At 66.5% G+C, this 20,936-nt stretch carries 22 protein-coding genes and 1 tRNA gene; 14 read left to right on the top strand and 9 right to left on the bottom strand.

The genetic code is table 11. The features are described from left to right. Positions 1–2: 2 nt before the first annotated feature. Positions 3–1,502 (bottom strand): glucose-6-phosphate isomerase, encoded by a 1,500-nt coding sequence (gene pgi, locus RMN84_RS08930; protein WP_309611825.1) that lies wholly within the window; start codon positions 1,500–1,502, stop codon positions 3–5. 78 nt (positions 1,503–1,580) lie between these two features. Here pgi and lepB point away from each other — a divergent pair, with 78 nt between their 5' ends. From lepB to era, 3 genes are read left to right on the top strand one after another with little or no spacing between them, the layout of a single operon-like run. Beyond that, a complete protein-coding gene (gene lepB / locus RMN84_RS08935; protein WP_309611826.1) occupies positions 1,581–2,402 on the top strand; it encodes a signal peptidase I in 822 nt (273 codons plus the stop codon). After that, complete coding sequence (gene rnc, locus RMN84_RS08940) at positions 2,402–3,079, top strand: ribonuclease III (RefSeq protein ID WP_309611827.1); 678 nt, start codon at positions 2,402–2,404, stop codon at positions 3,077–3,079. The genes lepB and rnc overlap by 1 nt, the downstream gene beginning before the upstream one ends. A 47-nt stretch (positions 3,080–3,126) precedes the next feature. Further along, positions 3,127–4,029, top strand: a complete 903-nt coding sequence (gene era / locus RMN84_RS08945; protein ID WP_309611828.1) for a GTPase Era — start codon at positions 3,127–3,129, stop codon at positions 4,027–4,029. Here the strand turns inward: era and RMN84_RS08950 are convergent. Then, positions 4,021–4,791: an NAD-dependent deacylase gene (locus tag RMN84_RS08950; RefSeq protein ID WP_309611829.1), complete on the bottom strand. Its 771-nt coding sequence runs from the start codon at positions 4,789–4,791 to the stop codon at positions 4,021–4,023. The genes era and RMN84_RS08950 overlap by 9 nt on opposite strands. Before the next feature lie 68 nt (positions 4,792–4,859). Here RMN84_RS08950 and RMN84_RS08955 point away from each other — a divergent pair, with 68 nt between their 5' ends. The 6 genes from RMN84_RS08955 to nth all read left to right on the top strand — a co-directional run bounded on the left by RMN84_RS08955 (position 4,860) and on the right by nth (position 9,628). Then, positions 4,860–6,347: a hypothetical protein gene (locus tag RMN84_RS08955; protein ID WP_309611830.1), complete on the top strand. Its 1,488-nt coding sequence runs from the start codon at positions 4,860–4,862 to the stop codon at positions 6,345–6,347. A gap of 50 nt (positions 6,348–6,397) precedes the next feature. Then, the gene (locus tag RMN84_RS08960; RefSeq protein ID WP_309611831.1) at positions 6,398–6,796 is read left to right on the top strand and encodes a thioesterase family protein; all 399 of its coding nucleotides are present in this window, start codon (positions 6,398–6,400) and stop codon (positions 6,794–6,796) included. A 49-nt stretch (positions 6,797–6,845) separates the two neighbouring features. After that, positions 6,846–7,592 (top strand): DUF72 domain-containing protein, encoded by a 747-nt coding sequence (locus RMN84_RS08965; protein ID WP_309611832.1) that lies wholly within the window; start codon positions 6,846–6,848, stop codon positions 7,590–7,592. A gap of 164 nt (positions 7,593–7,756) precedes the next feature. Beyond that, positions 7,757–8,197: a hypothetical protein gene (locus tag RMN84_RS08970; RefSeq protein WP_309611833.1), complete on the top strand. Its 441-nt coding sequence runs from the start codon at positions 7,757–7,759 to the stop codon at positions 8,195–8,197. A 43-nt stretch (positions 8,198–8,240) separates the two neighbouring features. Beyond that, positions 8,241–8,945: a 4-hydroxy-tetrahydrodipicolinate reductase gene (dapB, locus tag RMN84_RS08975; protein WP_309611834.1), complete on the top strand. Its 705-nt coding sequence runs from the start codon at positions 8,241–8,243 to the stop codon at positions 8,943–8,945. Beyond that, the gene (gene nth, locus RMN84_RS08980) at positions 8,942–9,628 is read left to right on the top strand and encodes an endonuclease III (protein WP_309611835.1); all 687 of its coding nucleotides are present in this window, start codon (positions 8,942–8,944) and stop codon (positions 9,626–9,628) included. The genes dapB and nth overlap by 4 nt, the downstream gene beginning before the upstream one ends. Here the strand turns inward: nth and alr are convergent. The 7 genes from alr to phaR form a co-directional block, all read right to left on the bottom strand. Next, positions 9,584–10,609: an alanine racemase gene (gene alr / locus RMN84_RS08985; RefSeq protein WP_309611836.1), complete on the bottom strand. Its 1,026-nt coding sequence runs from the start codon at positions 10,607–10,609 to the stop codon at positions 9,584–9,586. The two genes, nth and alr, sit on opposite strands and share 45 nt — an antisense overlap. A gap of 37 nt (positions 10,610–10,646) precedes the next feature. Further along, a complete protein-coding gene (locus RMN84_RS08990) occupies positions 10,647–11,021 on the bottom strand; it encodes a tRNA-binding protein (RefSeq protein WP_309611837.1) in 375 nt (124 codons plus the stop codon). Continuing rightward, on the bottom strand, positions 11,018–11,401 hold the full coding sequence (locus tag RMN84_RS08995; protein ID WP_309611838.1) for a GFA family protein: 384 nt from the start codon (positions 11,399–11,401) through the stop codon (positions 11,018–11,020). The genes RMN84_RS08990 and RMN84_RS08995 overlap by 4 nt, the downstream gene beginning before the upstream one ends. Further along, on the bottom strand, positions 11,398–13,221 hold the full coding sequence (gene glmS, locus RMN84_RS09000; protein WP_309611839.1) for a glutamine--fructose-6-phosphate transaminase (isomerizing): 1,824 nt from the start codon (positions 13,219–13,221) through the stop codon (positions 11,398–11,400). The genes RMN84_RS08995 and glmS overlap by 4 nt, the downstream gene beginning before the upstream one ends. After that, positions 13,222–14,589, bottom strand: coding sequence for a bifunctional UDP-N-acetylglucosamine diphosphorylase/glucosamine-1-phosphate N-acetyltransferase GlmU (gene glmU, locus RMN84_RS09005; RefSeq protein ID WP_309611840.1), 1,368 nt, complete (start codon positions 14,587–14,589; stop codon positions 13,222–13,224). It lies immediately after the preceding gene. A gap of 85 nt (positions 14,590–14,674) precedes the next feature. Then, entirely contained in the window at positions 14,675–15,376 is a 702-nt protein-coding gene (locus RMN84_RS09010; protein ID WP_309611841.1) for a hypothetical protein, read from the bottom strand. A 364-nt stretch (positions 15,377–15,740) separates the two neighbouring features. Then, entirely contained in the window at positions 15,741–16,262 is a 522-nt protein-coding gene (gene phaR, locus RMN84_RS09015) for a polyhydroxyalkanoate synthesis repressor PhaR (RefSeq protein WP_309611842.1), read from the bottom strand. 18 nt (positions 16,263–16,280) lie between these two features. Between phaR and RMN84_RS09020 the strand changes: the two genes are divergently transcribed. The 5 genes from RMN84_RS09020 to RMN84_RS09040 form a co-directional block, all read left to right on the top strand. Further along, on the top strand, positions 16,281–17,327 hold the full coding sequence (locus tag RMN84_RS09020) for an alpha/beta fold hydrolase (protein ID WP_309611843.1): 1,047 nt from the start codon (positions 16,281–16,283) through the stop codon (positions 17,325–17,327). Positions 17,328–17,370: 43 nt separating this feature from the next. Beyond that, positions 17,371–17,447: transfer RNA gene (locus tag RMN84_RS09025), tRNA-Arg, on the top strand. Positions 17,448–17,477: 30 nt separating this feature from the next. Next, positions 17,478–18,626, top strand: coding sequence for an alpha-hydroxy acid oxidase (locus tag RMN84_RS09030; protein ID WP_309611844.1), 1,149 nt, complete (start codon positions 17,478–17,480; stop codon positions 18,624–18,626). Between the two features lie 226 nt (positions 18,627–18,852). Further along, a complete protein-coding gene (locus RMN84_RS09035) occupies positions 18,853–19,962 on the top strand; it encodes an efflux RND transporter periplasmic adaptor subunit (RefSeq protein ID WP_309611845.1) in 1,110 nt (369 codons plus the stop codon). Further along, positions 19,959–20,936: efflux RND transporter permease subunit (locus tag RMN84_RS09040; RefSeq protein WP_309611846.1), on the top strand; the 978-nt coding region annotated here is incomplete at its 3' end. The genes RMN84_RS09035 and RMN84_RS09040, both read left to right, overlap by 4 nt.

Raw genomic sequence — 20,936 nt, forward strand, 5'->3', positions numbered from 1 at the left:
GCTCACAGGCCGGCCCTCTCGATCAATGCCCGCGTCGACGGGTCGAATTTCGCGCGCTCGGCCGGATCGTCGATCGCCTTGGCCATCTGCTTGCCGAGCTCGACGCCATATTGGTCGAACGGGTTGATGCCGAGCAGCACGGCGTTGGCAAAGGTGCGATGCTCGTAAAAGGCGAGCAGCGCGCCGAGCGTGCGCGGGTCGAGCCGGTCGAGCAGGATGGTCGAGGAGGGCCGGTTGCCGGGGTAAGCGCGCGCGCCGTCGTCGCTGGCCTTGCCGGTCATCAGCGCCGCGCCCTGCGCAAAGGCGTTGAGCAGCAACTGACGGTGGTGGGTATCGTCGAGCCCGTCCTCCTGCTCGATGCAGGTGACGAACTCAACCGGGACGGTAACCTTGCCCTGGTGGAGCAGCTGGAACACCGCATGTTGCGCGTCGGTGCCGACCCCGCCCCAGGTGACTGGCGCGGTCATTCCTGAGACTGGCGCGCCGTCGGCGGTGACTGACTTGCCGTTCGATTCCATCTCCAGCTGCTGGAGATAGGAGGGCAACAACCGCAGCCGCTCGTCATAGGCGAACGTAGCGCGCGTTTGACAGCCAAGTACATGCGTTGCGGTAAGGTCGGCGAAGGCCGCCATCAGCGGCGCATTCGCGCGCGGGGCGGAGAAGCGGAAGTGACGGTCGATCTCGGCCGCGCCTTCGAGCAATTCCTCGAACGCCGGCCAGCCCAGTGCCAGCGCGATCGAGAAGCCGACCGTCGACCATAAGGAATAGCGCCCGCCGACCCCCTCGCCGAACGGCAGGATGCGGGTCTGGTCGATGCCATATTCGACCGCCATATCGGGCGCGGCGGTGATCGCGATGACCCGTCCGAACGGGTCCTCGACCCCGGCCTCCACGAGCCAGCCGAGCGCGGCGGACAGGTTGGTCAGCGTCTCGATCGTGGTGAAGGTCTTCGACACGGCGGCGATGATCGTGGTCGCGGGGTCGAGTCCGGCGACCGCATCCTCGAACGCCTGCCCGTCGATGTTCGACAGGATGCGCACGTCGTAACGCGCGCCGTCGCGACCGAGGGCGTCGATCACCAGGTCGGGACCGAGCGCCGACCCGCCGATGCCGATGTGGAGCACGCCGGTGACGTCACCGAACGCCTCCGCCTCGATCGCATCGACCAGCGCGCGCATCCGTGCGTGGCCGGTGGCGGCCAGCGCGTTGGCCTCGGTGTCACCCGATCCGCGCTCGGCGACATGAGCGGCGGGGCGGCCTTCGCTCGGATTGACGATGCCGCCGGTGAACAGCGCCTCGCGCGCGGCAGTGAAGTTGCGCGCCTCCGCAAGCGCCTCGAACTTGCCGAGCAGCGCTTCGTCGAGCGGGGTCTTCGACCAGTCGAAATACATTCCGCCCAAGGTCAGCGACAGGCGCGACAGGCGCTCCGGATCGTCGGCGAACAGCCGGGCGAGCGGCTGCAGGTCATGACCCGCGATCGGGCCCCATGAAGGATTCGTCATGCCCCGCGCTCTATGCCGCGCCGCAGCCGAATGCCATCCCCGCTTGACCTCGCCGCGCCCGCCCGCAAGATCGCGGCAATGGCTGCCCTCACCCTCGAAGCCGCCCGGCGAAAACAGCGCGGGACGACGCTCGGCTTTCTGGCGAAGCTGGCGCTGCTGGCGTGGGTGCTGCGCTGCCTGATCGTCGAGCCATTCTTCATCCCGTCCGGGTCGATGCTGCCCAATATGGCGATCGGCGATTATCTGTTCGTCGCCAAATGGCCCTATGGCTATTCCAAATACAGCTTCATCGGCCATTTTCCGCCGTTTGCCGGACGCCTGCTAGAACACACGCCGGAACGCGGTGACGTGGTCGTGTTCAAGCCGCCGGGCAACGAGGGGGTGAGCTTCGTCAAGCGGGTCATCGGCCTGCCCGGCGACCGCGTCGAAGTGCGCGGCGGGGTGCTGATCCTCAACGGCGTCGCAGTGCCCAAGGTGCCGATCGGCGACTATGCCATGCATGTTTCGGGGAATAGCCCGTGCCGCACGGTCGGGGGTCTTGCGCCCCGGATCGTGGCGGCGCCCGGCGGGGGGCAGTCGTGCCTTTATCGCGCGTATCGCGAGACGCTGCCGGGCGGCCGAAGCTATGTCGTGCTCGATCAATATGATGCGCCGTTGGCCGATCATTTCTGGCCGGTGACCGTCCCCGCCGACACCATGTTCATGATGGGCGACAATCGCGACGACAGCGAGGACAGCCGCTTCGGTATCGCCGAGGGCGGGGTCGGTTTCGTGCCGATCGACCACCTTGTCGGGCGGGCGTCCGTCGCCTTCTGGTCGACCGACGGCAGCGCATCCTATGTCAGGCCATGGACCTGGTTCACCGCGCTGCGCGCGTCGCGGCTGGGCACGCGCTACTGATGGACGCGGGCGCCGAATTCGTTGCCGCGCTAATCGGTGTAGCACCGCGCGATGCCGCCTTGTTCCAGCGGGCGATGACTCACGGCAGCGTCGCCGGAAGCAATATTGGCGGGGAGACCTATGAGCGGCTCGAGTTCCTCGGTGACCGGGTGCTCGGCCTGAGCATCGCCGGCTGGCTCTACGAGCGCTTCCCGAACGAACCCGAGGGCAAATTGTCACGCCGTTACAATGTTCTGGTCGCGCGCGAGACGTGCGGCGCGATCGGCCGCGCGATTGGCCTGCCGGCGCATATCCGCATCGGCAAGCAGGCGCGCGAGGATCGCGCCAACATGAGCGACAACATCATCGGCGACGTCGTCGAAGCGCTGCTCGGCGCGCTCTATCTCGACCAGGGGGCGGCGGCGGCGGATGCGTTCGTGCGGCGGCATTGGGCGGCCTATCTCGATGGCCAGCAGGGCGCACCGGTCCATCCCAAGTCGGGCCTGCAGGAGGTCGCGGCGGCGCGCAACCTTGGCACTCCGCTGTACGAACTGATCGCCCGCAGTGGCGCCCACCATGCGCCGACCTTCCGGGTCAAGGTCAGCGTCACGCGCGGCGGTGAGGCCGAGGCCGAGGGATCGAGCAAGCAGGAAGCGGAAACGGCCGCGGCGGCGGCGCTGCTGGAGCGGTTGAAGTAGAGTCATCGAGGTTGTTCCCCCGCCCGGTTCCCCGTACCGCAGACGCAATGACCCCATCCCCCCAAAAATGCGGCCTCGTCGCGGTCCTCGGTGCACCCAATGCGGGCAAGTCGACGCTGGTCAATGCGCTGGTCGGCGAGAAGGTCGCGATCGTCAGCCCCAAGGCGCAGACCACCCGCGCCCGGTTGATGGGCATCGCCATCGACGGCGACGTGCAGCTGCTGCTGGTCGACACGCCTGGCATCTTCGAGCCGCATCGCCGCCTCGACCGGGCGATGGTCGCGGCGGCGTGGGAGGGCGCGGAGAGCGCCGACCGCCTGCTGCTAGTGGTCGATGCCGCCGCTAAGGTCGGGCCGCGGGTCGAGAATGTCCTGGCCGGGATCGAGGGCCGGCCCGAACCGCTGATCCTAGTGCTCAACAAGGTCGACCTCGCCAAGAAGGACCTGCTCCTGATCCTGGCGCAGGACCTGTCGAACCGCCTGAAGCCCGAGGCGGTGTTCATGATCGCCGCGTCGACCGGCGACGGGGTCGCGGACCTCAAGCGCTATCTCGCCGCCGCGATGCCCGAGGGGCCGTGGCATTTCCCCGCCGACCAGCTGAGCGATTCGACCGACCGCATGGCCGCCGCCGAGATCACCCGCGAACAGCTCTACCTCCAGCTTCACGCCGAACTGCCCTACTCAAGCGCGATCGAGACCGAGAAGTGGGAGGACCGCAAGGACGGGTCGACCGTCATCCACCAGCAAATCCTCGTCGAACGCGACAGCCAGCGCGCGATCGTGCTGGGCAAGGGCGGCGCGCAGCTCAAGAAGATCGGCCAAGCTTCGCGGGAGGCGATCAGCGACCACATCGGGCGCAAGGTGCATTTGTTCCTGCACGTGAAGGTTAATCCGAAGTGGGACGAGGACCGTGGACTCTACAAGGACATCGGGTTGGAGTGGTCAGAGTAGCTCCGCGACCCATTGCGGTACTTCGACCCCCGCCTTCCCGATCCGCACTTCGTCGAACATCACGCTGCCCAGGCTCGGCGCGAGGTTGATCTCGACCGTGTGCGCGCCGCAATATTTGGCGGTCTGGACATAGCCCGCCGCCGGATAGACCGCGCCCGACGTGCCGATCGAAACGAACAGGTCGGCGCTGCGCAGCGCGGTTTCAATCCGGTCCATGTCGTACGGCATTTCGCCGAACCAGACGATATCGGGGCGGACATGGCCGACGGTCGAGCAGGCAGGGCAAATATTTCCGTTCGTGTCGAGCGAAGTCGAGACATCGCTCGCGTGACAGGTCTCTCGACTTCGCTCGGGACGAACGGAGTTTAGTGACATCGCCCCCGCCCACGTAAACCGCTCCCCACACGCCAAACACCAGCCGCTCAGCAATTTACCATGCATATGCACCAGCCGTTTCGCCCCGGCCCGTTCGTGCAGATCGTCGACATTCTGCGTGACGATCAGCAATTCCCCCGGCCACTCCGCATCCAGTCGCGCCAGCGCGTCATGCGCCGCATTGGGCACCACCTCGTCCAGCCGCGCCCGCCGCGCGTCGTAGAAGGCGTGGACCAGCGCCGGATTGCGCGCGAACCCCTCGGGCGTCGCGACCTCTTCCACGCGGTGCCCCTCCCACAGCCCGTCGACCGCGCGAAACGTCGCGACGCCGCTCTCGGCCGAGATGCCGGCACCGGTCAGGATGACGATGTTGCGAATGTCCTGCACGGGGACAGGCTTGGCGCGGCGGCTCGACTTCGGCTAGCCCCTTTCACAAGGGCCTGCCGGGGGGACGCATGACCGAGCCGACAACCAAGACTCGCGGATTGCCGCTCGACGCCTTCGTCATCGGCCTGTTCGCGACGCTGATCCCCTTCCTGTTCGCCAGCTCGCCGAAGATTTTTGCTGACGGCGACGTCAGCTGGCATGTCGCGTCGGGGCGCTGGATCCTGGATCATGGCGCGGTCCCCTCGACCGATCCCTTTTCGTTCAGCGTGCCGGGCCGGGCGTGGGTGCCGCAGGAGTGGCTGGCCGACGTCCTGTCGGCGCAGGTGATGCATGCGTTCGGCAATGCGGGGCTGGCGATGCTGGTCGCGGTCGCGTTGGCACTGCTGTTCCTGATCGTCGGGCTGGAGGTGCGCCGCTGGGCGAGCCCGGTCCAGACGGCGGTCACGCTGCTGCTGCTGTCGGTGCTGCTGATGCCGTTCACCTTGGCGCGCCCGCATGTCTATGCCTGGCCGATCCTGGCCGGGTGGATCGTGCTGCTGCTTCGGATTCGCGAGGCGCACAAGTCGCCGCCATGGTGGATGGTGCCGATCATGGTGGTTTGGGCCAATTTCCACGCGAGCTATGCGATCGGGCTCGCATTTGCCGCGTTCTTCGGGCTCGAGGCGCTGCTCGAGGAGCCCGACAAAAGGCGCGTGCTGATCCACTGGGGCCTGTTCGGTGCGGCGCTGCTCGGCGCGGTGCTGCTGACACCGCACGGGGCCGAGGGCCTGCTCTATCCGTTCGCGGTGATGCAGATGACCAGCCTGCCACTGATCGGCGAGTGGCGGCCGAGCAGCATCGGCCCGACCCCCTTCTTCGGCCTGACGCTGCTGGCGATGCTGGCAGCGCTGATGTGGCGCGGGACGCGGGTTTCGCCCTTACGCCTGATGCTGCTGCTCGGTCTGCTGGCGCTGGCGCTCAAGCAGATGCGTCAGCAGCCGGTGTGGGGCATCGGCAGCGCGCTGCTGCTCGCCGCGCCGATCGCGGCGTCGTTCGGCATGAGCGGCGAGCGCGAGCGTTTCTGGCATCAGTCAGGGGTCAAACGCAGCGGACCCGCCTCGGCTGTCCTCGCGCTAGTGATCGGGGCGATGGCGCTGGCGCGAGCGATGCTGCCGATCGAGCGACCGCAATCGCCGACCGAGCCGACCGCCGCCATCGCCCATGTCCCGCCAGCCCTTCGCCGCCAGCCGGTGCTGAACGACTACAGCTTCGGCGGGCCGATGATCGCCGCCGGAATTCGCCCGTTCATCGACGGTCGTGCCGACATGTATGGCGATAACTTCGCTAAGGAATTCTACGCCGTCAACGGCGGCGATCCCGCCGCACTGGCGCGCCTGACGAAGCGCTATCGCTTCGCCTGGGCGATGACGAGCGCGACCAATGTCGAGCTGCTGCGCCTGCTCGATCGCACGCCCGGGTGGCGGCGAATCTATGTCGACAAAGTCGCCGTGATCCATGTCCGCGACGCCGGGATCGGGCTATCCGTGCCGCCACTGGCGCCATCGAACGGGCGATAGTTGACGCGCTATGTGTTGACATCAGTGTCAGCAGGCCCGACCGTTGCGCTATGTCCGCAATCCCCTATCATCACCCAATCGGCATCCTGCCCGACGACATCGACCACATGGGTCATGTCAACAACAGCGTCTATCTGAAGTGGGTGCAGGAAGCAGTCGTGCGCTATTGGGAAAGTCTGGCCCCGCCCGAGGCGGTCGCGCGGCACCTGTGGGTCGCGCTGAGCCACGAGATCAAATATCGTCGCCCGGCGTTCCTCGACGACCTGGTCGTGGCCGACGTCATCGCCGAGAAGGTCGAAGGCGCGCGCGCCGCCTTCACGACGATGATCATGCGCGGCGAGGAAGTCATCGCCGAAGTGCGGAGTAACTGGTGCTGCCTCGATTCGGTGTCGAAGCGCCCGGCGCGGCTGGCGCGGGAGATCGTGGCCCGATTTTTGCCTTCAGCCTAACGCGCTTCTGCCGCTGGCGTGACGCGTTGGCGCGGGTTAGACTTGCGACATGACGACCCCCGGCCTCATCCGCGTCGGCATCGGCGGCTGGACTTATAAGCCGTGGCGCGGGCTTTTCTATCCTGACGGGCTGGCCCACCGCCGCGAGCTGGAGTTCGCCGCCCGCGCGGTCGGCGCGATCGAAATCAACGCGACCTTTTATGGCCGCCAGAGCCCGAAGAGCTGGCAGGCATGGGGCGAGTCGGTCCCCGACGGCTTCCAGTTTGCGATCAAGGGCTCGCGCTATTGCGTGACCCGGCCGAAGCTGGCCGACGCCGGCGAGGGGATCGGGCAGTTTCTCGGGCAGGGACTGCGCGCGCTGGACGAGAAGCTCGGCCCGATCCTGTGGATGCTGGCGGCACGGCGGCAATATGATCGCGAGGACATCGCGGCGTTCCTCGCCCTCCTGCCAACCCGGCTCGATGGGCTGCCCCTGCGCCATGCCATCGAACCGCGCCACGAAAGCTTCCGCGACGACGGGTTCTTCGATCTGTGCCGCGCGCATGACGTCGCGATCGTGTTCGGCGACGATGATGAATATCCACGCATCGACGCCGGCACCGCCAGCTTCGGCTATGCCCGGCTGCAGCGAATGCGGGCGGAGGTGGCGACCGGCTATGACGCAGCGGCGCTCGACGAGTTTGCGGCCAAAGCTCACAGCTGGTCGCAGGCTGGCCGCGACACCTATGTCTTCCTGATCAACGGCGCAAAGCTTCGCGCCCCGGCGGCAGCGCTCGCATTGAAGCAACGACTTTGACGATCGAGCCTTGTAACCTTGGTTAATCAATAGTTGCCGCGACTCACTTAAGATGATTTAATCGCTCCCGGAACGACGCCGCCAGTGTGCGTGAGTCTGTTATCGTGACGCCGTCCCACGCCCGGTCGGGATTTCCCCCGCGCCGGGTCACAGGGGAGTATCACATGCACGGAAAATTTCTCGCCGTCTTCGGGGTGGCAACGATGCTTGCCGCCACGGCCGCCACCGCTCAGGAGTATCCGGTTCAAAGCGGCGATTTTTGGAGCGTGTCCGAGGTAACGATCGATGACGGTCACTTCGGCGATTATGCCGATTTCCTCGGCAGTTACTGGCGCAAGCAGGAAGACTTCGCCAAATCCAAGGGATGGATCAAGGATTACCATATTCTGTCCAACCCCAACAAGCGCGCTTCGGAACCCGATCTGTACCTGGTCGAAGTGTTCGATCACGTTCCGACTGCCGTCGAGGGCCGTGCGCGCGATCAGGCGATGGTCGCTGCCATGAATGCAAGCCTGCGCCAACAAGACGCCGGTAGCGCAGCGCGCGCCAAATTTCGCCACCTCGGCGGATCGCAGCTTCTGCAGGAATTGATCTGGACGAAATAGGAGCGCCGTTGCGCGGGCGGGTGCGCTCGGCCATGACGCGGTCATGACCGACGCCCCGCTCCGCCTGACGTTGTTCGCTCCGGAAGGCCGGATGGGCTTGGCAATTGTCGCCGCCGCGACCGATGACGCGTCGGTGGCAGTCGTGGACGATGGCGAAGTGCTGATCGATTTCTCCGCCCCCGCCGCGCTGCACGCGAGCATCGCGCAGGCGCGGTCTGCGGGCATGGCCTTGCTGATCGGCACGACCGGCCTCGATCCGTCCGCAGACGTCGAAATTGCCGAAGCCGCGCGGCACATGGCGGTGCTCCGCGCCGCGAACACATCGCTTGGCGTCGCGCTGATGGGCGACTTGGTCGAGCGCGCGGCACGCGTCCTCGGACCGGACTGGGACATCGAAATCGTCGAGATGCACCACCGCCTCAAAGCCGACGCCCCGTCCGGAACGGCGTTGGCGCTGGGCGAGGCAGCGGCGCGTGGGCGCGGGATCGACCTTGCCGCCAATAGCGAGCGTGGGCGTGACGGCACTGTCCTGACGCGAAGCGAAGGCGCGATCGGCTTCGCGAGCCTGCGCGGCGGAACCGTCGCGGGCGATCACGACGTGATCTTCGCCGGGCCGGAGGAGCGGCTCATCCTGTCCCACCGCGCCGAAACCCGCGCCATCTTCGCGCGCGGGGCGATTGCGGCGGCACGCTTCCTGCGCGGCAAACCTGCCGGGATTTATTCGATGCGGGATGTCATCGGCGGATGAAGCCCGCCGACGTCTTCGAATTCTACCGCCGTCTCGCCGAGATCAATCCTGAGCCCGAGACCGAACTGGAGTGGATCAGCCCCTACACGCTGCTCGTCGCGGTCGCGCTGTCGGCGCAGGCGACCGATGTCAGCGTCAACCTCGCCACCCGCCGCTTGTTCAGGCTGGCCGACACCCCGGCGAAAATGGTCGCGCTGGGCGAGGAGGCCCTGCGCGAGCAGATCAAGACGATCGGCTTGTTCAACACCAAGGCCAAGCACGTCATCGCCTTGTCGCACATCCTGCTCGACCAGCACGGCGGCGAGGTGCCGCGTGACCGCGCCGCGCTCGAAATGCTGCCCGGTGTCGGCCGAAAGACGGCCAATGTCGTGCTCAACACCGCGTTCGGCGAGGAGACGATCGCCGTCGACACGCATATCTTCCGCGTCGGCAACCGGACGAAGCTCGCGCCAGGCAAGACCCCATTGGTCGTCGAACTCAAGCTGGAAAAGGCCACCCCCGCGCCGTTCCGTCGTCACGCCCACCACTGGCTGATCCTCCACGGCCGCTATGTGTGCAAGGCGAGGCGGCCCGAATGCTGGCGCTGTCCAGTAGTGGACTTGTGTCCGTTCAAGCCAAAGACGCCGGCGCCAAAGGGCTCAACTCCAGCGGCGATCGAACCGGTCGTTAAGGCTCGTCAGTAGTTCGTATTGAGATAGGCCGGTCGCGGCGGCCGCCCCGGGCAGCGAAAACTCGAGCCCGAGCCAGTCACCCTCGGCCACGTCCGCATCGCCGATTGCGACCGCGACCAGATCCATCGACACCCGCCCGAGCAGGGGCAGACGCTTATCCCCTGCTACCGCCGCGCCGGATGCGGCAAAGGCGCGGAAATAGCCGTCGGCGTAGCCGATATTGAGGATCGCCACCGCCATGTCACGGCGGGCGGTGAAGGTCGCGCCATAGCCGATCGTCTCACCGGCGTGGACGATGCGACGCTGAATGACTTGCGCTTCGGGAAAGGCGACCTGGGCGATATGGCCTGTTGCCTCGCCGCGCGGAAGACCGCCATAGAGCGCGAGCCCGGGGCGGACGAGGTCATAGGCATAGTCGCGGCCAAGGCAGATGCCGGCACTGTTCGCCAGGCTGTAGCGCTTGGCCTTGACCGTTCCCACCAGCGACGAGAAACGCGCGCGCTGCACTGCATTGTGCAGACTATCCTCGTCAGCGCAGGCGAGGTGGCTCATCAGCGTCTCGATGACCAGCCCGTCGAGCAGCCCCGCCTCTTCGGGCCGCAGCCCGAGCCGGTTCATCCCCGTATCGACCATCACGTCGCATGGACGGCCCGGCGCGGCTGCCTTCCAGCGCGCGACCTGTATCGGTGAATTGAGGACGGGGCGTGCATTGCTGGCGAGCGCGTCGGCCAGGTCACTCTCGCCAACGCCATGCAATACGCTGAGTACGCTGTCGTCGGACAGCGCACCGAGCCGCGCTGCCTCGTCCCAGGTCGACACGAAGAAATCGCGGCATCCGGCGGCGTGCAGCGCGAGCGTCACCGCCCGTGCGCCCAGCCCATAGCCATCCGCCTTGACCGCCGCACCGCACGTGACGCCCGACCGCTGCTGCAGCCACGTCCAGTTCGATTGAAGCGCGGTGCGATCGAGGCGGAGACGTAAGGAGCGATGCATCGGTGTAGGCGATAGCGGGTTGGTCGCCGCCGTCCAGTCAGAACAAGCGAGCGCCGTCGGCTACGGGTTGGTCGGGGGCGAAAAGCACGACCGCGCCGTTCGCGTCGGGAAAGCCGACGACGAGGACTTCGGACATATATTTGCCAATTTGACGCGGCGGGAAATTGATCACGGCCGCGACCTGGCGACCGACCAGGGCGGCCGGATCATAATACTCGGTGATCTGGGCGCTCGATTTTTTTCGCCCGATCGCCGGTCCGAAGTCGATCTCGATTTTCAGCGCGGGCTTGCGCGCCTCGGGAAAGGGTGCGGCGGCGACGATCGTGCCGACGCGGATGTCGACCTTGAGGAAATCGTCGAAGCTGATCGGCGGCGCGGCCGGGGCGGTGGCGTCGGGGAGCGCGTGGGTCATCGGGCGGCACCGTCATGAAGCGCGGCGTTTGCGTTGTCCCAGTCTCGTCCGTCGAAGACTTCAACTGCCAGCGTTGGCGGAACGTCGAGGCAGCGGGCATTGACGCTCCACGCAGTCGCGTGGGTACGCGGCTGGTAAAAGCTCTTCACGCCGCACCGCGAACAGAACAGGTGTTCGGCAGCACCGGTGCCGAAGCGATAGCTGACTAGAACGTCGGTGCCTGAAAGCAGCACGAACTCCTCGTGCGGGACAATAACATGGAGGAAACCGGTCATCGTACAGACCGAGCAATTGCAATCGAGCGCGGGGATCGGGGGAGCGGGCAAGCGCGCCGAAAACCGCACTGCGCCGCAATGGCAGCTGCCCGTGGCCATCATCATTCTACCGTCACCGATTTCGCCAGGTTGCGCGGCTGATCGACGTCCGTCCCCTTGAGCACCGCGACATGATAGGCCAGCAACTGCACCGGCACGGCATAGACCAGCGGCGCGATCAGCGGGTGGACTTTGGGCATGCAGATCGTGGCGATCGTGCCCTCTCCCGCCTCGGCGATGCCCTCCGCGTCCGAGATCAGGATGATCCGGCCGCCGCGCGCGCGCACTTCCTGCATGTTGCTGACGGTCTTTTCGAACAGCGGGCCCGACGGGGCGAGGACGATCACTGGGACAGCATCGTCGATCAGCGCAATCGGGCCGTGCTTCATCTCGCCGGCGGCATAGCCCTCGGCGTGGATGTAGCTAATTTCCTTGAGTTTCAGCGCGCCCTCCAACGCCATCGGATAATCCGGCCCGCGACCGAGATAGAGCACGTCGCGCGCCGGGGCGACAAGGTGGGCGATGCTCGCGATGTCGTCGTCGTGGCCTAGCGCGGCGTTAATTGCGGCCGGCGCTTCATTGAGGTGTGTGACGATCTCGCGCTCCTCGTCGCGGGACAGGCGGCCGTTGGCGCGGGCGAGGCTGGCGGCGAAGGCGGCGAGCACCGCTAGCTGGCAGGCGAACGCCTTGGTCGAGGCGACGCCGATTTCCGGCCCGGCGCGCGTCGGCAGCAGCAGGTCGGCCTCGCGCGCCATCGAACTGGTCGGGACGTTGACCACGACCGCGATCGTCTGGCCCTGCTCGCGGGCATAGCGCAGCGCGGCGAGCGTGTCGGCGGTCTCGCCCGATTGCGAGATGAACAACGCCAGCCCGCCCGCTTCGAGCACCGGCTCGCGGTAGCGAAACTCGCTGGCGAATTCGAGGTCGACGGGCACGCGGGCAAATTGTTCGAACCAATATTTGGCGACCATCCCGGCGTAGTAACTCGTTCCGCAGGCGACGATCGCGATGCGCCTCACCCCGGCCAGATCGAGGCTGGTGTCGGGCATGGTCACTTCGCCGTCGAATGCGCGGACATAGCTTTGCAATGTCTGCGCGACGACGATCGGCTGCTCGAAGATTTCCTTGAGCATGAAGTGGGGATAATTGCCCTTGCTGATCTCCTCGGCGGTCGCGCCCGAGGTGACGATGTCGCGTTCGACCGGGCGGTTGTCGCGGTCGAAGATCTGCACGCTGTCGCGTTTCGCCACGACCCAGTCGCCTTCGTCGAGATAGGCGATGCGCTGCGTCAGCGGGGCAAGCGCGAGCGCGTCGGAGCCGAGGTAATTTTCGCCCTCGCCATAGCCGACCGTCAGCGGCGCCCCCATCCGCGCGCCGATGATCAGATCGGGATGATCGCGAAACAGGAAGCTGATCGCGAACGCCCCGATCAGGCGCGGCAGGACGCTCGCGACCGCTGCCTGCGGATCGGCCCCGCGTTCGACCTCGCGCGCCACAAGATGGGCGACGACTTCGCTGTCGGTTTCCGATAGGAAGGTGCGGCCGTCGGCGATCAACTCCTCACGCAGCGGCTTGAAATTCTCGATGATGCCATTGTGGACCAGCGCCACGCCGCCGACGATATGCGGGTGGGCGTTGCTGACGGTCGGGCGGCCATGCGTTGCCCAGCGCGTGTGGGCGATGCCGACGTCGCCGGACAGCGGACGGGCATCGAGCACGGCGCGGAGATTCTCCAGCTTGCCCTCGGCCCGCCTCCGGTCGAGCTCGCCGCCGTGAACGGTGCAGATCCCCGCCGAATCATAACCGCGATATTCGAGCCGTTTGAGCCCGGCAAAGAGTCGCTCGGCGACCGGAGCATTCCCGATGATTCCGACAATCCCGCACATTTACTTCGCGCCTTTTCTGGCTTTCTGACGGGCACGGAAACGGGCGGCCCAGCCGGGCAGGGATTGCTGTTCGGATCGCGTCACCCCGAGCGCATCCGCCTCGACATCTTTGGTCACGACACTGCCGGCGCCAATGATCGCCCCCGCGCCGATCGTCACCGGGGCGACCAGCGCGCTGTTCGAGCCGATGAACGCGCCGTCGCCGATCACCGTGCGATATTTGAAGAAGCCGTCGTAATTGCAGGTGATCGTCCCCGCGCCCACATTCGCTCCCGCGCCGACATCGGCGTCGCCGAGATAGGCCAGATGGTTGGCCTTGGCGCCCCGGCCCAACCGCGCCTGCTTGATCTCGACGAAATTGCCGACCTTCGCCGTTTCCTCGAGCACCGCGCCGGGGCGCAGGCGGGCGTAAGGGCCGACTTCGCAGTTTGCGCCGATCGTCGCGCCTTCGATGTGCGAGAAAGCGCGGATGGTCGTGCCCTCGGCAATGGTCACGCCGGGACCGAACACGACATTCGGTTCGATGGTCACATCGCGCGCGATCTGCGTATCGGCAGCGAAGAAGACGCTCGCCGGGTCGATCAGCGTGACGCCCGCAGCCATCATCTCGGCACGTTGGCGATCCTGCCATAAGCGCTCCGCGGCGGCGAGTTCGGCGCGGCTGTTGATGCCGATCGCCTCGACCGGCGCACCCTCGACCGCGACCGACGCGCGGCCGTCTTGCGCCGCCACCATCACCAGGTCAGGCAGATAATATTCACCGGCCGCATTGTCGTTGCCGATACGCGGCAGCCAGTTGCGGAGGTCTGCGGCAGTGAGCGTCATCATCCCGCTGTTGCACAGCCGCACGGCGCGCTCGGCGTCGCTCGCGTCCTTGTATTCGACCATCGTCGCGATGCGGTCGCCGTCACCGAGGATGACGCGGCCATAGGCGCCCGATTCGGCCGGCGAATGGGTCAGCACGACGATCCCGGGCACATCGCTCGCGCCGAGCCGGGCGAGCATGGCGCGCAGCGTGTCCGCCGCGACGAACGGCGTGTCGCCGAACAGGATCAGCACATTGCCGTCGAAATCGCCCAGCGCCGGGACTGCCGCCCCGACCGCATGGGCGGTGCCGAGTTGCTCCGCCTGAAGTGCCGACACCACGCCGCGCGACGCCACCGCCGCCTCGACCTGCTCGCGGCCCTTGCCGACGACCACGATCTCGCGCGCCGGCGACAAGTCCGTGACCGTATCCAGCAGATGCAGCAGCATTGCTTTACCCGCGATCGGGTGGAGCACCTTGTGCGTGTCGGATTTCATCCGCGTCCCCTGCCCGGCGGCAAGGACGATCACGGCGAGCGGCGCGGCGGCGGGATCAGCGGTCATCGCGCCCGGCAATGGCATGGCGAGGCCGACGGCGCCAGTGGATCACCGGCACCGCCACGCTCGCATTGGACAGCATGCAGCCTGGTCAGCTCTTTGCGGGACCATCGCCGCCCGTCGGCGGGGTCGGCGCCTTGGCCGGAGCAGCCCGCTTGCGGGTCGCGGCACCGCCCCGACGCGCCGTCGGACGCTTGGCGGATTTCGCGGCGCGCGGCTTGGGCGTGGTGGCCGTCTTGGGCGCTGTCGCCGTCGCAGCCGTTGCCGCCTTGGGCGGACGTCCGCGCTTGGCAGGAACCTTCGCGGCGGATTTTGCGACTGCCGGCTTCTTCGTTGCCAGTTTCTTCCCTGCCGTTTTCGTCGCGACCGGCTTTTTCGCTGCCGCCTTTTTCGCTGGCGCAGCCTGGCCGGTCGTGGCCTTCACGAAGGCATCCTTGGCGCCCTTCGCGGCGGCTGTCGCGCTCTTTGCCGCAGCAGGCATTTCATCCATCCATTTGCCCGACAGCACGCGCTGCGCCGCATCGGCAACCGCCTCGGCGATCAGCGTACCAAGCTTGGACGCATTGCTCATCATCGCCGTCGCGGCGGTCTGGGCGCTGTCGGCTGCGTCGAGACCCGCGTCACGAATCTTCTTGCGCGCGGTGGGACTGGCAGCGATCGCCGCTGCCGCTGCAGTTAGCCCGGCGGCGAGCATTTCACGGCTCATCGCCGCCTTCGCCAATTTGTCGAGCGTCGGATTGCCCGACTTGCTCTTCGCGTCGCTGCCTTTGCCGCCATTGGTTGATTTCGCCATGCGTGCCTCCCGTTGAGATATCCGATCAAGACGGTTCACCGGCGAAACGGTTCCGTCAAGAGCAGGCATCACCGTCCGCGCTCACGATGCGCACAAAGTAAAGGGAGCCGCCACCGAAGTGACAGCTCCCCCGACATGGTCAGCGGCCGGAGCGTTCCAGCCCGGGAGACCTAAGGCTGGCGAGTCAGGCCAGCATCTCCCGAACGAACCGAACCGACCCCTCTGCTGAACCATGAGACATCGGATCACCTCCTTTCGCTGTGTTGAAACTCCGCTTAAGATGATTCGCGCGGTACGTTTCGTCAAGACTTGAAATGATTCCATTTCTCGTCATGATCATGCGCTGCTTCGACGCGGCCCGTCTTCAATGCGCCAGTCTGTCGACCTTGGCCTGCAGCGCCGCCAGTTCCGCCCGCAACTTCGCCACTTCGCCGGTATCGTCGGCGGCCGGCTCGACCCGCGGGCGCGGGCGCATCGCCGCAGCCGCTTCCTCCAGCATCGCCATGTTGCGCTTGGCAAGGTCGGCCAGCGGGTTCTTGGTCAGCGCCTCGCGCATCGCTTCCTGGTTCGACTTGAACGAGGCCATCGCCGCGTCGAGGTAGGACGGCACGGCCGACTGCATCGAGCCGCCGTAGAGGCCGATCAGGTCGCGCAGGAAATTTACCGGCAGCATGGTCGCGCCGCGCGATTCTTCGTCGACGATGATCTGGGTCAGCACTTGGTGCGTGATATCGTCACCGGATTTGGCGTCGAGCACTTCGAACTCGCGCCCTTCGCGAATCATCGCGCCCAATTTGTCGAGCGTGATGTAGCTCGAACTCTCGGTGTCATAGAGCCGCCGGTTGGCGTACTTCTTGATCGTCACCTTGCCCGTGGTCTTGGCCATGCTACGTTCCCCGCTATCGTGACCGATCGAATAGCACCTGGCGATGCCGCACTGCAACACGGGCGCGCGCCGCGCCCGCTGCCGCTGTTCCTGTCGCTGGTGCAGGAAGTCGCGAAGGGTGATCCCGACCTTGCCCGCCGCGCGCTGGAGGGACTGAGCCGCTATCGCCGCGAGCCGCGCGCGTCCGCTCCGACGCCCCGCCCGGTCGCCGCCAGCGCAGGCATTGCGACCCTGCGCGATCATGGCGGCGCGGGCCGGCCGCTGGTGCTGGTTCCGTCGCTGATCAACCCCACCGACGTGCTCGACCTGCCCGGCCGCTCGCTCGCCGCCGTCCTGGCGCAGCGGCACCGCGTGCTCTTGGTCGACTGGGGCGCGGCGCGCGAGCGCAGCAGCCTCGATCTGGGCGAACATGTCACCCAACTGCTGGTGCCGTTGCTGGAATCGCTCGGCGAGCCGGTCGATCTGGTTGGCTATTGCCTGGGCGGGACGATGGCCATCGCTGCCGCCAATCTGGTACCGGTACGACGGATCGCGACGCTCGCCGCGCCGTGGCGGTTTGATGCCTATCCCGAAACGGCGTTAGCCGGGCTCGGCAAGCTATGGCGCGAAGCCAGCCCCGCCGCGCAGCATCTCGGCCTGCTGCCGGTCGAAATCCTTCAGATCGCCTTTTGGTCGCTCGACCCCGGCGGAATGGTGTCGAAGTTCGCCAGGCTGGCTGGAGAACCAGTGGGCAGCGCCACTGTCCAACGCTTCGTCTCGCTCGAGGATTGGGCCAATGACGGTGAACCGATCCCGCTGCCGGCGGCGCGCGAAATGATCGAGCGATTGTTCGAGGCCAATGAGCCCGGCACCGGCCAGTGGCGCGTCGGCGGGCGGACCGTCACCGCCAACCCCGCGCCCGCGCTCCACTTCACCGCCAGCGGCGACCGCATTGTGCCCGCCGCCAGCGCCCCGCCTGGCGCGACGCGAGCCATTCATTCGGGCCATGTCGGCATGATCATCGGCAGCCACGCCCCGGTCGAGCTTCACGCCCCGCTGCTCGCTTTCCTTGGCCCGGACGGCTGATGACCTTGCCCGCGCGCCCGCGCACCGCTAAGCGAGCTTCCACGCACCCATAGCTCAGCTGGATAGAGCGCTGCCCTCCGAAGGCAGAGGCCAGAGGTTCGAATCCTCTTGGGTGCGCCAAGACGCCCGCGTGGTCTGGGAGATTTCGCCGTGCGCCTGGCCGATTGTCACAACGTCGAAGACTTCCGTCAGCTGGCGAAGCAGCGCCTGCCCTATCCGGTCTTCCATTACATCGACGGTGCCGCCGACGACGAGATAACCCGGCGCCGCAACACCGCCGCGTTCGATGACTGCGACCTGATCCCGAATGTCCTTGCCGGGGCCAGCAAGATCGACATGGGGGTGACGTTGATGGGGCGGCGGATGGAGATGCCGTTGTTCCTCTCGCCGACCGCGCTGCAGCGGCTGTTCCACTGGCAAGGCGAGCGTGCCGTCGCCCGAGCGGCGGAGAAGTTCGGCACTTTCTTCGGCATTTCCTCACTGGCCACTGTGTCGATCGAGGAGATCGCCGCCCTGACCAGCGGGCCCAAGATGTTCCAGCTCTATGTCCACAAGGACCAAGGGCTCAACGCGTCACTGATCGAGCGCTGCAAGGCGGCGAAGTTCGATGCGCTAACGCTGACCGTCGACACCATCGTCGGCGGTAATCGCGAGCGCTGCCTGCGCACTGGCTTCACTTCGCCGCCGCGCCTGACGCCGTCGTCGGCGGTCAGCTTCGCCGCGCATCCGGGGTGGACACTCAACTATCTATTGCGCGAGAAGTTCGAGCTTCCCAACCTCTCCGGCCATGTCGCCGAGGGGTCGAAGACGGCGCTGTCGGTCGCCGACTATTTCAACACGATGCTCGACCAGACGCTCGACTGGACGGCGGCGGAGCGGATCGCGCGCGACTGGGGCGGTCATTTCTGTTTGAAAGGGATTATGTCGGTCGACGATGCGCGCCGCGCTGCCGACATCGGCGCGACCGCCATCATGGTCTCGAACCACGGCGGCCGCCAACTCGACGGCAGCCGCGCCCCGTTCGACCAGCTCGCCGCGATCGTCGATGCAGTCGGCGACCGGTTGGACGTGATCTGTGACGGCGGCGTGCGGCGCGGCACCCATGTGCTAAAGGCGCTCAGCGTCGGGGCCAAGGCCTGTTCGGGCGGCCGGCTCTACCTCTACGCGCTGGCGGCCGGGGGGCAGGCCGGGGTCGAGCGCGCCCTCACCCGTCTGCGCGACGAGATCGAGCGCGACATGCGGCTGATGGGAGTCGCCAATGTCGCCGGCCTCACCCGGGCGAACCTCGCCTGGCGATAGATCGACAGATTTGTGCGAATGTCGTCAAACCTTCACAATATCCGTGAAACGACTTCGCTGCCGGGATGTTGGGACGAACGGGTATCTCGCGCTAGGGCCTGGCCGACGGCTGACGCTAGTAGCGCGACGGCGATCTTCCCTATTTGAAACGGAACGACACTTGCAGTTTCCCGCCCGGCTTATCGCCTTCCCCTCGACTTGCTTTGCCACCGTGGTGCTTTCCGCGATGCTGGCCCTTGCGGGCTGCTCGGCGTCGACCGGCAAGGATCGAGAAAAGCCGACGCCCGAGGCCGGCTATGTGGTCGTCCACTTGCAACCCGTCGACCTGACCACCACGCTGGCCGGACGCACCGCCGCGTTCGAAAGCTCCGAAGTCCGGCCGCAGGTGTCGGGAATGATCCGCTCGCGCGCATTCACCGAGGGATCGTTCGTCCACGCCGGTCAGACGCTCTACCAGATCGACCCGAGCTTTTATCAGGCGAACGCTGCACAGGCGCAGGCCAATCTCGCCAGCGCCGAGGCTGCCCGCTCTGCCGCCGCCGCCAAGGCCGCGCGCTACCGTCCGCTCGCGCAGATGCAGGCGATCGCCAGGCAGGATTACACCGATGCTGCCGCCACCGCGCGCCAGACGGCGGCGAACGTCGCGCAGAACCGGGCAACGCTCGAAGTCGCCCGCATCAACCTGCGCTACACCCGCGTGCCCGCCCCGATCAGCGGGCGCATCGGCCGCTCGCTGGTCACGACCGGCGGACTTGTCACCGCCGGCCAGGCGGACGCGCTGACCACTATCCAGCGGCTCGACCCAATGTTCGTCGACATCCAGCAGTCCAGCGCCGACCTTCTCACGCTGCGTGAGGCCGCCGACGGCGCGGCTGGCGGACCGGTCAGCGTCAGCCTGACGTTGGAAAATGGCCGCCCCTATGCCTACACCGGTACGCTGCAATTCGCCGAGGCAATGGTCGATCCAGCGACCGGGTCAGTGACGCTGCGCGCTCGCTTCCCGAACCCGCGAAACCTGCTGCTGCCCGGCATGTATGTCCGCGCGTCGCTGATCCAGCAGTCGGTCGCGGGGGGCATCCTGGTTTCGCAGGCGGGGGTTTCGCGGGATCCGCAGGGCCGGGCAACGGTCATGCTGGTCGGCCCCAACAACACTGCCGTGCGACGGACGATCACGGCGGACCGATCGGTCGGTGACCAGTGGCTGGTCACCGCCGGGCTCGCGGCGGGTGACAAGGTCATCGTCGAGGGGCTGGGCAAGATCCGCCCCAATGCCAGGATTGTCCCCGTCCCGGCCGGATCGAAGCCGCGCCCGCCTGCGTCCCCGTCGAAGGAATGATTTCACGCATTTTTATCGATCGCCCCATCTTCGCATGGGTCGTCGCGATTGCCGTCATGCTGGCCGGCATGGGCGCCGTGTTCAGCCTGCCGATCAAGCAATATCCCGACATCGCTCCGACCTCGATCAACATCCGCGCGACCTATCCCGGGGCGTCGGCGGAAACGCTCGAAAGCTCGGTCACGCAGATCATCGAGCAGCAGCTGACCGGGATCGACGGGCTGATTTATTTCAGTTCCTCTTCAAGCGCCGCTGGATCGACGGCGATCACCGCGACCTTCGCCACGAGGACCGACCCCGACATCGCCCAGGTGCAGGTCCAGAACAAGGTCCAGCAGGCTCTCCCGCGACTACCGCAACAGGTGCAGCAGCAAGGTGTCAACGTCACCAAGTCGAACTCGGACTTCCTGCTGATCGTCGCGGTCTATGACGCGACCGACAAGGTCAGCAACATCGACGTCGCCGACTATCTCGTGTCCAACCTGCAGGACGCCATCGGGCGGATCAAGGGCGTCGGCGACGTCAATGTGTTCGGCTCGCAATATGCGCTGCGGATCTGGCTCGACCCGTATAAGCTGGCCGCGGTCAAGCTGATGCCGAGCGACGTCACGACCGCGATCCAGGCCCAGAACACGCAGGTCGCAGCCGGGCAGATTGGCGCGCAGCCATCGGGACCGCAGCAAATGCTGTCGGCGACCGTCACCGCCCGCTCACGCCTGACCGCGCCCGATCAATTCCGCGACATCGTCCTGAAAAGCCAGGCCGACGGCTCGCGCGTCCTGTTGCGCGATGTCGCCCGGGTCGAGCTTGGCGCGGAGAATTACTCGATCTTGAGCCACTATAACGGCCATCCCGCGGCGGGCATCGCGGTCCAGCTCGCCCCCGGCTCCGACGCGCTGCAGACGGCCGAGTTGGTCAAGGCCGAGGTTGCGCGACAGGCCCCGAACTTCCCCGACGGGTTCGCATATGGCTAT

It is taken from the genome of Sphingomonas sp. (genome assembly GCF_031380695.1).
In the GTDB taxonomy this organism is placed as follows: Bacteria; Pseudomonadota; Alphaproteobacteria; order Sphingomonadales; family Sphingomonadaceae; genus Sphingomicrobium.

Coding starts and splice junctions, on each gene's coding strand:
- nth (WP_309611835.1), top strand. CDS start 8,942: ATGAAGCCCGCCGACGTCTTCGAATTCTACCGCCGTCTCGCCGAGATC.
- rnc (WP_309611827.1), top strand. CDS start 2,402: ATGGACGCGGGCGCCGAATTCGTTGCCGCGCTAATCGGTGTAGCACCG.
- RMN84_RS08970 (WP_309611833.1), top strand. CDS start 7,757: ATGCACGGAAAATTTCTCGCCGTCTTCGGGGTGGCAACGATGCTTGCC.
- lepB (WP_309611826.1), top strand. CDS start 1,581: ATGGCTGCCCTCACCCTCGAAGCCGCCCGGCGAAAACAGCGCGGGACG.
- RMN84_RS08960 (WP_309611831.1), top strand. CDS start 6,398: ATGTCCGCAATCCCCTATCATCACCCAATCGGCATCCTGCCCGACGAC.
- RMN84_RS08965 (WP_309611832.1), top strand. CDS start 6,846: ATGACGACCCCCGGCCTCATCCGCGTCGGCATCGGCGGCTGGACTTAT.
- RMN84_RS08995 (WP_309611838.1), bottom strand. CDS start 11,401: ATGATGATGGCCACGGGCAGCTGCCATTGCGGCGCAGTGCGGTTTTCG.
- dapB (WP_309611834.1), top strand. CDS start 8,241: ATGACCGACGCCCCGCTCCGCCTGACGTTGTTCGCTCCGGAAGGCCGG.
- glmU (WP_309611840.1), bottom strand. CDS start 14,589: ATGACCGCTGATCCCGCCGCCGCGCCGCTCGCCGTGATCGTCCTTGCC.
- pgi (WP_309611825.1), bottom strand. CDS start 1,502: ATGACGAATCCTTCATGGGGCCCGATCGCGGGTCATGACCTGCAGCCG.
- RMN84_RS09035 (WP_309611845.1), top strand. CDS start 18,853: ATGCTGGCCCTTGCGGGCTGCTCGGCGTCGACCGGCAAGGATCGAGAA.
- phaR (WP_309611842.1), bottom strand. CDS start 16,262: ATGGCCAAGACCACGGGCAAGGTGACGATCAAGAAGTACGCCAACCGG.
- RMN84_RS08955 (WP_309611830.1), top strand. CDS start 4,860: ATGACCGAGCCGACAACCAAGACTCGCGGATTGCCGCTCGACGCCTTC.
- era (WP_309611828.1), top strand. CDS start 3,127: ATGACCCCATCCCCCCAAAAATGCGGCCTCGTCGCGGTCCTCGGTGCA.
- RMN84_RS08990 (WP_309611837.1), bottom strand. CDS start 11,021: ATGACCCACGCGCTCCCCGACGCCACCGCCCCGGCCGCGCCGCCGATC.
- glmS (WP_309611839.1), bottom strand. CDS start 13,221: ATGTGCGGGATTGTCGGAATCATCGGGAATGCTCCGGTCGCCGAGCGA.
- RMN84_RS09010 (WP_309611841.1), bottom strand. CDS start 15,376: ATGGCGAAATCAACCAATGGCGGCAAAGGCAGCGACGCGAAGAGCAAG.
- alr (WP_309611836.1), bottom strand. CDS start 10,609: ATGCATCGCTCCTTACGTCTCCGCCTCGATCGCACCGCGCTTCAATCG.